The following is a 12679-nucleotide window of genomic DNA, read 5'->3' as shown; positions in this document are numbered from 1 at the left end:
TTAGCTGAATCGGCTTTTTTGTTAGTATTCGCGGCTATTTTGCCAACACAAATGATTAACAGAGGTTTCATGTTCGATCTCTTTCGCCACAAAACATCTAGTCACAAAGCCGATATTCTCTCGGGACTGACGGTCGCCCTTGCGCTAATCCCAGAGGCGGTAGCCTTTGCCTTTGTCGCCAACGTCGAACCTATGGTCGGCCTCTATGCAGCCTTTATTATGGGATTAGTTACCGCATTAATTGGCGGACGCCCAGGCATGATTTCTGGCGCGACGGGAGCGATGGCCGTAGTGATGGTGTCATTGGTAGTTGAACATGGCGTGCAATACTTATTTGCCGCTGTGGTACTGGCTGGATTGATCCAAATCAGTGCTGGGATATTTAAACTGGGGAAGTTTATCCGCATCGTCCCCTACCCTGTGATGATAGGCTTTGTGAATGGCCTAGCCATAGTGATTTTTTTGGCTCAGCTCGGCCAATTTAAAGTAAAAGATGCTGCCGGGAATTTAGTCTGGCTCCCCCAAGAACCTTTGATGCTAATGCTAGGGCTAGTCGCACTGACTATGGCGATTATTTACTTTCTCCCCAAACTGACTACAGCTGTGCCCTCATCGTTAGTTGCGATTCTAAGCGTGACCGCCATCGTGGTCGGTTTTGACTTAGACACCCGAAATGTGTTGGATTTTCTTAAAACCATGAGTGGCGATGAGCATGCGACCATCGCAGGTTCACTCCCAAGCTTTGCGATCCCACAAGTGCCTTTTAACCTTGAGACACTCTACATTATTCTGCCCTATTCCTTTATTTTAGCCGCCGTCGGATTAATCGAATCCCTGTTAACATTAACGGTTATCGATGAGATGACTAATACCCGAGGACGAAGCAATAAAGAATGTATTGGTCAAGGCGTAGGTAACATCACTAGCGGCTTTTTTGGTGCCATGGGCGGTTGTGCCATGATTGGTCAATCTATGATCAACATTAACTCAGGTGGACGCGGCAGATTATCTGGTATAACTGCGGCTATCGGTTTACTGACTTTTATCCTCTTTGGTGCATCCTTTATCGAAATTATTCCACTAGCAGCCTTGGTTGGGGTGATGTTTATCGTGGTGCTCGGCACATTTGAATGGGCAAGCTTTAAGTTTATGGGCAAAGTGCCGAAACATGATGCTTTTGTCATTGTGCTCGTGACCACTGTGACCGTCTTTACCGATCTCGCCTTTGCCGTCTTTGTCGGTGTCGTGGTGTCAGCGCTTGTGTTTGCATGGCAACATGCCAAACACATCAGCGTAAAAGTAACCTCAAATAGCCTTGGCTGGAAAGTCTATGAGCTAAACGGCCCACTCTTTTTTGGCTCAGTGGCCAGCTTCCTCGAACTCTTCGATGCCTCGCAGGATCCCCAAGATGTTATCATCGACTTTAAACATTCACGTGTAGCCGATCACTCGGCGCTAGAAGCCATAGATACGCTTGCCGAACGTTATGTCACGCTGGGCAAAAAACTGCATTTGGTGCATTTAAGTGCCGACTGCAAGGCCTTACTTCACAAAGCGGGCGATCTGGTTGAAGTGAATTTGCTAGACGATCCCCACTATAAAGTCGCGGACGATAAGCTAGATTCTTAAAAAGCACCTAATAAAGCTGCATAACCCACGGTCTGAAGGATAACTTCACAAAAGATCGTGGGTTTATTTTTATATTGAAAACAAGAGTTGATGTGTATAAACACCTGATGACTTAACATTCACACCTAAACTTAGGTTTGTTCAATAGGAGCGAACAATAGAGAAAATGAGCTATGAGCAATGAGCTATGAGCTATGAGCAATGAGCTATGAGCTATGAGCTATGAGCAATGAGCTATGAGCTATGAGCTATGAGCTATGAGCTATGAGCAAGAAAACTATCGAATCAACACGCGGGGACGTAAAGCAATAACGCAGAAAACTTAAACGCGGCACAAATAAAAAGAGCCACGGTATTAACCACAGCTCTTAAATCCATTGCTATCAGCACTTAGGCTAACAGCACTGAAAATTAACCGATTACGGTTACGTTTTCAGCTTGAGGACCTTTTTGACCTTGAGTCACAGTGAAAGACACTTTCTGACCTTCGTCAAGAGTTTTGAAACCGTCAGAGTTGATCGCACGGAAGTGTACGAATACGTCTGGACCAGATTCTTGCTCGATGAAGCCGAAACCTTTGTCAGAGTTGAACCACTTAACAACACCAGTAACTTGAGACATGATATAAATCCTGTAAATAAAAAATTAAAGCCTTAACGGCGGTGGAGCTGGAAAATGCCGGTATTACTTATGTTTACAGGACGAACTGGTCGTATTGAACACATAAATATAAGCCCAACCTTCAAGCTAGTAAGACTATAAACCATTCTAAAGATAAGTCAACATACTGCGACACTTTGAAAAATTTATTTAAACCAAGCCAATCTCAGGTTTTGCTACCGGCTCGCAGAACAGCATGTTCTTACGGCGTAAGCATCGACAGTTAAGCATTTTAAATAATTTATTTCAATAGGTTAAAATCAACCTCTAGACTGAAATGCGATGTACTTCAATCTGAAAGTCTAATTCGCAGCTTAATCCGCTCTGGGCAAATAGGTGCTTTTGCTCGGCCGTAAACTTCCAAGCGTAGGGCGTCATTTCCAGAAAATGGCTAATATCTTGGCTGTTATTTAGCTCAAGTTGTGACCTAAGCCGCTCTTGGTGTAAACATTCGAACCCCTCAATCTTGGCATCGGACGCTGGATGCAATCTCGGTTCAGCATAAATTTGCTGTTTTAGCGTAAAATGATGTAAAGGTCCTGGCGATACTGTGATCAAAATGCCATTTGGCGCCATGACCCGCTGTAACTCTTCCTGCTTCGATGGCGCATAAATACGAATCGCTAAATCGATACTCTTTGATGGGATCGGCATTTCGTAGGCGCTCGCCACACAAAAGCTGAGGTTCGGGTAACGTTTAGCCGCATATTTTATCGCCGATTTGGAGATGTCTACGCCCTGTAACTGGCACGGATGCTTGGCGACAAGCGCATTGTATATACGATGGCTGTAATACCCCTCACCACAACCGATATCGAGGATCTGCTGCGCCTCGCAGGCATACTCAAGTGCCAACGCATTCACTCTGTCACTTAAACTTTGATAGTAACCCGCATTTAAAAACTCCCTGCGAGCCAACATCATCTGTTGATTGTCACCGGGATCTTTGGAATTTTTCTTCTGCACGGGAAGCAGATTCACATAGCCTTCTTTGGCCATGTCGAACTTATGTGCCTGCGGGCATCCCCAAGTTCGTTCAGTCAAGGTGAGCGGTAAGGCACACAAAGGACATATATATTGCATTGGTTAACTCTATAAATGATTGGAATGTCTGGCTTATGCCTCATCTTCCATGAGTCGCTCCACCATTTGCAGTAATTCAGGGGAGGCGAGCAGCTCAAAACATTCGAGCTTCCTTAAGGCTTTATCGATATTCAAACCGTCATTGGCCGCACGGCTGAAGTTAGGTCGTTCGAACATATGAGTATAAGTGCGAAATAACCATTGACGCTTTTGTTGCAGCAAGGGGTCAAGTCGCACAGCTTCTTCGGCTAACCCCATATGACAATGCCCCAAGTCTCCGCGCAAAAACGCTTGTAGCTCGAGCCGAACTTGTTCTATTTCAGTCAAGCATACGGCTAAAGATTCAGCGGTAGCATTATAGTCATATTCCCGCGCTAATATCGCTTTCGCCATCATCAACACTTTGGGCTCATGCAAACCTCGGCCATCGGACTCGAGTGCGATGAGCTCAAATTTAGATGCTGCTTGCAGTGACACACTGATCCCAGCCTGTGCATCGATCTTAATGGCAATGCCTGCCCGCAGTTCCTGCGCGCAAAATTTAGGTGCAGTGCCTAGACGATGGTAAAGCCGAACTCCTTGCCCTAAAGATCTTGACGTCGATGCGGCAAAACTTGTCGCTTCCACTATCGCGGCATTGAGTTTAAGTCCTAAGATGGGTTGAAAACGGACAGCAATCTGTGGCTGCGGTGTTTCAGACACCACAATCAACTCAAGCAATGGTGCCCCCATCGCCTCAAGCACAATAAAATCGCTGATATTGCCGGGCAAGGTTAAGGTCAGCGTCGAGCTCTGCCCGACGTCGAGTACCATAGGTTCATTAAGATATTGATGATGCATAAGACTCATTCCCTGTTCGAAGGGGAATTGTAACTGCCAACCGAGGTAAAGATCACCTCTTAAGCGCTTATCTTTTCAATATAATTTCTCAATCTCGGTTTTTGCTAATGAATATTGCGGTGAGTTTAAGTGTTAAGATGCTATCATTCGACAAAACCGTCATTTGATTGAAATTATGTATACAGCATCTCAGCCAAGTATTTTTTGGCACGATTATGAAACCTTCGGAGCCAATCCCGCTAAGGATAGACCGGCCCAATTTGCCGGGATCCGTACAGACTTAGATCTCAATATCATCAGTGAACCCGAGACTTTTTACTGTAAACAATCAACGGATTATCTCCCCTCGCCCGAAGCCATTTTAATCACAGGGATCACACCACAATTAGCCAACTTAAAGGGGTTGCCTGAAACCGAGTTTATGGGGCGCATTCATGCACTCTTTAGCCAACCGAATACCTGTGTCGCAGGCTATAACTCCTTACGCTTTGACGATGAAGTCACCCGTTATGGATTCTACCGTAACTTTATCGATCCCTATGCTCGCGAATGGCAAAATGGCAATACACGTTGGGATATCATCGACTTAGTCAGAGCTTGCTATGCGTTTAGGCCAGACGGGATCCATTGGCCATTAAAAGAAGATGGCTCACCCAGTTTTAAGTTAGAGCACTTGACGCAAGCCAATGGTTTAAGCCATGAAAAAGCCCACGATGCCATGTCCGATGTGTACGCCACCATCGCCATGGCCAAACTAATTAAAGAAAAGCAACCCAAGTTATATCAATACTATTTTGAGCTGCGCCGTAAACAGGCCGTGAGTGCACAAATAGATGTATTGAATATGCAACCGCTTGCCCATGTGAGTTCCAAAATCAGTGCGCTGCAGGGTTGTACGACGCTGATTGCCCCAGTAGCACACCATCCAAGCAACAAAAACGCCATTATTTGCGTTAACTTAGCGATGGATTTAAGCCCGCTGTTTGAGCTGGATGTCGAGCAAATAAAAACTCGCATGTATACACCAAGAGCCGAACTTGCCGAAGATGAGTTACCGATCCCAGTCAAACAAGTTCACCTTAACAAATGTCCTTTTATTACCTCGGCCAAGATTTTGGATGATGCCCAGGCTGAAAGACTCAATATCGATAAAGCCTTTGCCAGGGAGCAATACAAACGCTTAAAGGCTCACCCAGAATTGCGGGAAAAACTCGCGCAACTCTTTGAGTATGAAGGTGAAGTGACAACCACAGATCCTGACTTGATGCTGTATTCCGGTGGTTTTTTCAGCCCCGCCGATAAAGCCAAGATGGAGATCATTCGCCATACCTTGCCACAAAATCTAGCGGCGCTAGATCTGCAGTTTGACGATGGACGTATCCCCGAGATGCTGTTTCGCTATCGGGCACGTAACTACCCTGAGCTGCTAAATGATCAAGAAGCCCAGCGTTGGCGCACCTTCTGCCAGCAACGTTTAAGCGATCAGGATTATTTACTCAAGCTTGAAAATCTGCTGCAAGATACCGAGGGTGATGAACATAAACAGAAGTTACTCGCGGCCCTGTGTCACTATCTACGCGGGCTCTAAAGCGACGCGAATGCTACAACACCGATAGTGAATTGCTAAGCAGAGAGTTCTATCAAATAAGACAGTTAGTTAACGCCAGACAATGATAACGACTTTCAGATGTAACCTATCTGGCGTTAAATTGAGGTGTAAACGCGAACTAACTCGCATTTATACCGTAACAAAATTACTAGAATGTTCTTCCATGAACTTAACAAACAAGGAGTCGGGAAATGCAAGATAGATTTATAAGAAGCATAACCCAGCTGCCAACACCATTGGCTGACGCATTAATTCCCCTATTACATCAAAATTTTGCGGGACATATTGATGCACAGCAACTGGCAGAGTTAGTCCAAAGCAGCAAAATGACCGAAGCCGAAGTGTTACTAGCTCTGCTGCCTATTGCCGCCGCCTTAGCGAAACCGCCGATCAGCGAGTTTTATGTCGGAGCAATTGCCAAAGGCAAAAGTGGCGACATCTATATGGGCGCCAACCTAGAACTGCCCGGCGAGGCCCTGTTTCACTCAGTGCATGCGGAGCAAAGCGCCATCAGCCACGCATGGTTAAGTGGCGAGAGCCAAATTGTCGACATGATAGTCAATGCCAGCCCCTGTGGTCATTGCCGTCAGTTTATGAACGAACTCGTCGAGGGTGGCCAAATTAAGATCCATCTGCCATCGCAAGACAGCCATTTATTGTCCTATTACTTACCCTACGCATTTGGGCCAAAGGACTTAAATGTGCAGTCGCCCTTGCTGGTCAAGCATGAAACCGAATTTGCCCTCGATAGCAGCGATCCTATGGTGATTGAGGCATTAGATCATGCGGGTTTAAGCTATGCACCTTATACCCAAAGTTACGCGGCTGTCGTATTAGAAACGGCAGATGGTGCAACCTATTGTGGTCGCTACGCTGAAAACGCGGCGTTTAACCCTTCCATGCTGCCAATGCAGATGGCCTTATCGAATCTGACTCGACATAACCGTGATTTTGGCGAGATCCGCCGCGCGGTGTTGGTCGAATCGTCACAGGGGAAAATCAGTTTAGTGGGCGCAACCATGGATGCTTTACATGCCGTTGCGGCCATCGAACTTGAGCACATTGTGGTCGACCCCGTCTAACGCGAGTCTAGCGGCGCTTTAGCTTTATACACTTGTATTTGCTGAGCGCCGTTTTTCTAGCTGTTACAATAAGATACCCTTAATTTACCGCCTACAACTTAAGGATTTGTGCTTCGTTTGGCCTCGAACAACGCCTTTCGCTCAGCCATTCTCAAGTAACAATCATCGCGCTGCGCCTGTGTCATGGTGCGCCACGCTAAGATCTCATCCAAATGCCTAAAGCAGCCCATGCAGATATCTTGCTGATCGAGGCAGCAATTTCGCACGCAGGGATGTTCGAGATGATTACTCTGACCAGACCGCATATTCGTTGCCCGCAGGCTCGATAAAGTGGAAACGCCGTCCACCGGGAAAACTGAAAATCGCCGTGCTGATTACACCGCCCGCCGCCTTCACCGCCGCTTGAGTTTGTTCTAAGTCCTTGCTGTACAACACGATGAGCGGACAACCTTTTTCGAGGTTAAAATTCACCTCTGCTTGATAAAACCCTCCCGTGATCCCCGCATCAATAAAACAGCTGTACTGCGGGCCGTAATCTTCAAAGCGCCAACCAAATACCGTATTAAAAAAGGCCTTGGAGCGGCCAATATCTGTGGTGGGGATTTCTAAATAATTAATACTGTGGTGATCCATAACGTTCCCTGCTCATGATTAATCAAAATAAAAAAGGGAGCCAATGCTCCCTTTAGTATGGTGGCGATTGCCAGATTAACCTTGTACTAAGGCGGCGACAAGTCCGATGGCGCCACCAAATACCCCGCCCCACACGACCAGCCAACCTAAATGCGTCTGGATCATTTCCTGCACGATTTGTTTAACCATTTGCGGGGTTAATTCATTCAGGCGTTGTTCAACGATATTCGCGATCTTCGTTTGCAGATCGGCCATCACACTCGGCTGTTCAATCTCTTGTTTCAATAAGTTGCGGAACTGTTCACTCTCGGACATTTCCACCAAGGAGGCTTTCATTTTCTCGATAAAGGGTTCCTTTAACGGCATTAACGCCTCAGTGCCGCCAAACATGGATAACATGCCGCCGAAGGAAGATTGTGCCACAGTGTTAACTAAGGCATCGAAAGAAGGTGCTAAGTCGACTTTATCAATCACTGGCGCCAAATCGATTTGGCTAATACCCTCTTTTTCCGACAGAAAACGGTCAATATTCTCTGTGGTGAAGAACTGCTTCATCATAAGATGTGCTATCCCCGCTTTGAACTCTTCAAAACGCGATGGCACCACGCCCGAACCATATAAACCTGGGACCTTCTCAAACAGCATATACACCGCAAGCCAGTTAGTTATGGCGCCAGATAGGGCAAACAAACCCACATTAAACAGAATGGGTAAGCTCAGTGCGTATCCCAAAATCACACAAATGGCCGCTAACACATTTGTCACTAAACTCTTATTCAATCTTACTCCCCTCTTAAGCTATCGATGCGATTGCAAATGGCGCTAGTTTAGCAAGCGAAGGGGATGCAGGTCTAATGCTGAAAAGAGATGCGAAGCGTCACCAAAGATCAATAAAACATCGCGAAAACCCAGCTAACTCAAGCGGTATCGAACCGACGTTACTTAGATAACGATGAGCGAAGCGAATGAGGTTATTTCATTAATTAACATTAACTTAGTTTAATGATTTTAAGACAAAAATAATTGCACATTTCTCGAGGCGCTTAGGAATTATTGAAAAGCATCGTCTACACTCAAGGTGGCTATTACTTCACCCGTTTGCTCAATAACTCAAAACATAAGGGATGCGCTTATGGACTCTGCATTTAACACCGCTGGTGCCTTAGGTTGGCATGAACTCAGTACCCACGATTCCGAAGAAGCCATGCGCTTTTATGGCGAAGTGTTTGGTTGGCAGTTTAGAACGGTCAAAATGCCCCATGGTCAGTATCACCTCATTGAAAATCAAGGTGTCGGCATCGGAGGGATCACAGATAATCTTATCCCCGCACTGCCTTGCCATTGGACGGGTTATGTTACTGTCGCCGATGTCGATATAGTGGCAATTAATGCCAAAAAACTTGGCGGTGACATTCTCTTTGGCCCAGAGGATATTCCCAAAGTCGGTCGTTTTTGTTGGATAAAAGACCCACAGGGTGCCATTATCGCCGCGATAAGTTATCTCTCGGTATAACAGAGTATTGAGCTCGCGCATCTTCTGATTATTAATATGGGGCGAAACTTGTCAGCCAAACCTGAGCAGCACAAAAATGTTGCCCCTGTGAATCTAGGGTTATCACTTAATATCGCTTATCACCTAAATGGGTTGCCACAAGGTAATACTCAGATTTTATTGGGAAAAATCAAAACAAATCATGCACACTTAAGCATTATTCGCTAGAATAGCCGCATTAATTGATAGATTTCGCGCCAGCGTGCGTATTGGAGCCTTAATCTCACTATGTTGACTCAGCTATCACGGTTAAAACTCGCGTTCTTTAGCCGCCCACGATACCAACGAATTCTCGCCTATTTAGCGATAACCTACTTAAGTTACCTGATTATCCTTGGACTGGTACTTCCCAAGGCCGTAGTGTCTTTCGCCCCAGAGAAGCTTACCGAAGTCTTGGGCCGTCCTGTGTCATTACAGGATCTGCGAATTAATCCTTTTACCTATAGAGTCAATATCAAACAGTTCGAAGTTAAAGAAAAAGACAATCAAGCCTTTGCGGGATTATCTCAACTTCAATTTGAAGTGAACTTCTGGCAATCCGTGTTTAATCAAGCCCTGGTGATTGACCATATTCAGCTGCAAGGGCCCTTCGCCAATGTCAGCCGTTTTCAATCTCAAGGGGCAACTCAGTTCAATTTTGACGACATCCTGACTCGGCTGAATCAGGCGAAAACTCCGAATGAGCCAGAAACCACCACTGAAAATACCCGCCCACTGCGAGTAATATTAGGTGAATTCAGCTTAACGGCGGGTAAGGTCAAATTTGAGGATAACATCACCCATGCTTTGGTTGATTATCCCAATATCAATTTCAAACTCAGTCAGTTAGATACTGAGTATTTGATGATGGCCAAACCCACTAGCCCTTCAAATGGTCAAGCGACTCAATCTCAGGATAAGCCTGCAACGGCTGCGCCTACGGCTCAGGCCAACACGGCATCGAATCCTCCGAGCATCCTGCACAACCAATTTGTCGCCCAGCTACAGGATGCCCATGCGGGTGAAGTCAGCCTTGCCGGACAATTCCAGCTTTTCCCTTTTAAACTTGTCGGGGATGTACAGCTCGCAAAACTGCAACTCGCCCCCTTCTGGCCATTTGTTGCTGAGCAATTCAAGGTAAAACTGGCAGCGGGTGAACTCAGTATCAACAGTCATTACCAAGTTGAGTTGCCAGCGGATGGAAACGTACAATTCACGGCCGATCGCGGCCAAGTGGTTGTAGAGAAAGTTGATTTCCTCAATGGTGACCAGTCCGTTATCGCCTTACCCTTGCTGGCGATTGATGGAATTAACCTCAACCTTGCCAAGCAGCTCGTCGACATTAAGCAAATCCACAGTGAAGGTTTAAGCCTTAAAGCCAAGCTGGATGAACAAGGCATCGATTTAGCGCAGCTGTTAATGCCAAAATCTATGGCTGCCAGCCCAGATACCGCAACGCCGAACTCGCCTGCTGAATCGCAAACAGCAGAAGCGCCAGCAGAAACGAACACGTCAGCCGCATCGCCTTCCCAAACGATCTCGGAAAAGAGCGCAACTGAACAGCAAGATACCTGGTTAGTGACTCTGGGCGGGCTGAGTATCGAAAACTACGATATTCACCTTGAGGAACATAAACTCACCCAAACCCCACAGCAATGGCGTGTTTATCCCCTTAATTTTGCAACACAAGCCATTGTGAGTGATTTAAAGGCACCCATCGACTACGAACTTTCCTTTGGTCTGAATGATAAAGGACGCTTTATCTCCAAGGGGCAGGTCGATGTGCCTAGCGAGTCAATTAACGCCGACCTTAAAGTCGAGCAGCTCGCCTTAGCCCAATTCCAACCCTATCTTGCACCCTATGTGAATATGCAACTCAGCAGCGGCCTATTCAGCAGTGAGGGTAAGCTAAACGCCGATGGCAAAGGTAAGGCGATTTATCAAGGCAGTGTTCAACTGGATGAGCTGAGTATCCTCGACAACATTCGCAAAGCGCCCTTGGTTAAATGGCAAAAAATGCATATTAATCAGCTCGATTTTGACCAACAGCTGAATAAAATTAATATCGACCATTTAAGCTTTGACCAGCCCTACGCTAAGGTGGTTATCGCTAAGGATCGCACGACCAATATCAGTAATCTGATTGTGGAAACGCCTGCGACCGACACGTCTAAGACTACTGCGTCAACGGCAAAGACTGTGGCTAAGCCGCAGAGCAGCCCCAATGCAACGGCTCAACAGCCCGAGCTAAGCTTAGATATTCAGAAAATCAGCTTTAACCAAGGCTCGGCGTTTTTCGCCGATAACTCCCTCACGCCTAACTTTGCCTCCGGCATTGAGCAGCTTGAAGGCAATATCAGCCACTTATCTTCCAAACCCGGCACTAAGGCATCGGTCGATATTAAGGGGAAAATTGACCGTTATGCGCCAGTGACCCTAAAAGGGGATATTAACCCACTGCTGGATAAGCCTTATCTTGACTTAGACCTTGTGTTTAAGAGTGTTGAGCTAACCTCTGTGAATCCTTATTCAGGCACCTATGCAGGCTATTACATCGATAAGGGACAATTATCCTTAGCGCTCAACTACAAACTGGAGCAAAACCAACTCAAGGGCAGCAACCACTTAGTGATTGATCAGCTCAAACTGGGTAAACGCAGTAACAGTGACTTAGCCACCAGTTTACCGGTGACATTAGCGATTGCCCTGTTGCAGGACCGCCACGGCGTGATTGACCTTGGGATGGAAGTCTCCGGCGACTTAGACTCACCCAGCTTTAGTGTCGGCGGTATTATCATGACGGCCATCACCAATGTGATCACTAAGGCCGTAACAGCGCCCTTCTCTTTCCTTGCGGGTCTGGTGGGCTCCGATGAAACCTTGGATAAAATCCCCTTCAATCCAGGGCAATTTGTACTCAGTCCACATGAGCTGGAAAGCTTAGATAAACTCGCTAAAGGCTTAGACGATCGCCCAATGCTCAAGTTGAGCCTCGAAGGCAGCGTGGATGCCGTCAAGGATAGCCAAGCGATTGCCGAGCGTATGATGAAGCGTAAGCTGGCCACACTAGCCAATCTGCCACTGACGGAATTGCCCGCGGATCTCAGTCCGAGCCAATTCCCAACCGAAGGTCCACTGGCCGATGCTTTGGTCAAACTGTACGAGCAGGAAGTCAAAACCAATCCGGATGATGTGAAAGATACTATTATTGCCGAGACCAAAAATGCACCACTCAGCAAAGAGGAACTCACTACCCGTTGGCACATCGCCCTGTATAACCTCACGGTAAAAGCGCAAAACGTCAGCCAAGGTATGCTTGGTGATTTAGCCCAAGAGAGGGCGAAGTCGGTGAAGGCCTATCTTGTCGACAGTAAAGGGATCGCGCCGGAGCGGATTTTCCTACTCGAGAGCCGCGTGACCCTGAACCAAGATGCGGCGCAGGTGAATATGAGTATCGACGCGAACTAATACTCACCAATATCAAAACATGGATAATAAAACGCCCAGTGCCCACTGGGCGTTTTTATACCGCGAGTCGACAAGCAGCCTAACTCTCAATTGCTTGGCCTCACGCATCCCTTAGGTTACACTCTGCGGCTTTATGCGAGCGGA

Annotated in this window: 11 protein-coding genes; 5 read left to right on the top strand and 6 right to left on the bottom strand. The window is 46.7% G+C overall.

Features of this window, described 5'->3' with window-relative positions; genetic code table 11:
* Positions 1–69 precede the first annotated feature (69 nt).
* Positions 70–1629 (top strand): SulP family inorganic anion transporter, encoded by a 1560-nt coding sequence (locus tag CBX96_RS03080; protein ID WP_109285661.1) that lies wholly within the window; start codon positions 70–72, stop codon positions 1627–1629.
* Positions 1630–2040: 411 nt separating this feature from the next.
* On the opposite strand, the gene CBX96_RS03075 is transcribed toward CBX96_RS03080, so the two are convergent.
* The 3 genes from CBX96_RS03075 to CBX96_RS03065 form a co-directional block, all read right to left on the bottom strand.
* The gene (locus CBX96_RS03075; protein WP_011072720.1) at positions 2041–2250 is read right to left on the bottom strand and encodes a cold-shock protein; all 210 of its coding nucleotides are present in this window, start codon (positions 2248–2250) and stop codon (positions 2041–2043) included.
* A gap of 306 nt (positions 2251–2556) precedes the next feature.
* Positions 2557–3372, bottom strand: a complete 816-nt coding sequence (gene rlmA, locus CBX96_RS03070) for a 23S rRNA (guanine(745)-N(1))-methyltransferase (protein ID WP_109285660.1) — start codon at positions 3370–3372, stop codon at positions 2557–2559.
* Positions 3373–3405: 33 nt separating this feature from the next.
* Positions 3406–4212: a hypothetical protein gene (locus CBX96_RS03065; RefSeq protein ID WP_109285659.1), complete on the bottom strand. Its 807-nt coding sequence runs from the start codon at positions 4210–4212 to the stop codon at positions 3406–3408.
* Between the two features lie 175 nt (positions 4213–4387).
* On the opposite strand from CBX96_RS03065, the gene sbcB reads away from it, so the two are divergent.
* Together sbcB and cdd are read left to right on the top strand one after the other, a co-directional pair.
* Positions 4388–5800: an exodeoxyribonuclease I gene (gene sbcB, locus CBX96_RS03060; protein WP_109285658.1), complete on the top strand. Its 1413-nt coding sequence runs from the start codon at positions 4388–4390 to the stop codon at positions 5798–5800.
* Positions 5801–6012: 212 nt separating this feature from the next.
* Positions 6013–6903, top strand: a complete 891-nt coding sequence (gene cdd / locus CBX96_RS03055; protein ID WP_086902612.1) for a cytidine deaminase — start codon at positions 6013–6015, stop codon at positions 6901–6903.
* A 98-nt stretch (positions 6904–7001) separates the two neighbouring features.
* On the opposite strand, the gene CBX96_RS03050 is transcribed toward cdd, so the two are convergent.
* From CBX96_RS03050 to CBX96_RS03040, 3 genes are all read right to left on the bottom strand, one after another.
* The gene (locus CBX96_RS03050; protein ID WP_109285657.1) at positions 7002–7208 is read right to left on the bottom strand and encodes a DUF1289 domain-containing protein; all 207 of its coding nucleotides are present in this window, start codon (positions 7206–7208) and stop codon (positions 7002–7004) included.
* Positions 7189–7536, bottom strand: a complete 348-nt coding sequence (locus CBX96_RS03045; protein ID WP_109285656.1) for a VOC family protein — start codon at positions 7534–7536, stop codon at positions 7189–7191. The genes CBX96_RS03050 and CBX96_RS03045 overlap by 20 nt, the downstream gene beginning before the upstream one ends.
* Positions 7537–7611: 75 nt before the next feature.
* The gene (locus CBX96_RS03040) at positions 7612–8316 is read right to left on the bottom strand and encodes a DUF445 domain-containing protein (protein WP_086902609.1); all 705 of its coding nucleotides are present in this window, start codon (positions 8314–8316) and stop codon (positions 7612–7614) included.
* A 352-nt stretch (positions 8317–8668) separates the two neighbouring features.
* Between CBX96_RS03040 and CBX96_RS03035 the strand changes: the two genes are divergently transcribed.
* Both CBX96_RS03035 and CBX96_RS03030 read left to right on the top strand, forming a co-directional pair.
* Positions 8669–9049, top strand: a complete 381-nt coding sequence (locus CBX96_RS03035; RefSeq protein ID WP_086902608.1) for a VOC family protein — start codon at positions 8669–8671, stop codon at positions 9047–9049.
* Positions 9050–9316: 267 nt separating this feature from the next.
* Positions 9317–12535, top strand: a complete 3219-nt coding sequence (locus CBX96_RS03030; protein ID WP_109285655.1) for a DUF748 domain-containing protein — start codon at positions 9317–9319, stop codon at positions 12533–12535.
* Positions 12536–12679: the final 144 nt, after the last annotated feature.

Source organism: Shewanella sp. BC20 (assembly GCF_003129585.1).
Classification (GTDB): domain Bacteria; phylum Pseudomonadota; class Gammaproteobacteria; order Enterobacterales; family Shewanellaceae; genus Shewanella; species Shewanella seohaensis.
This window is presented reverse-complemented; position numbering and strand designations above follow the sequence as displayed.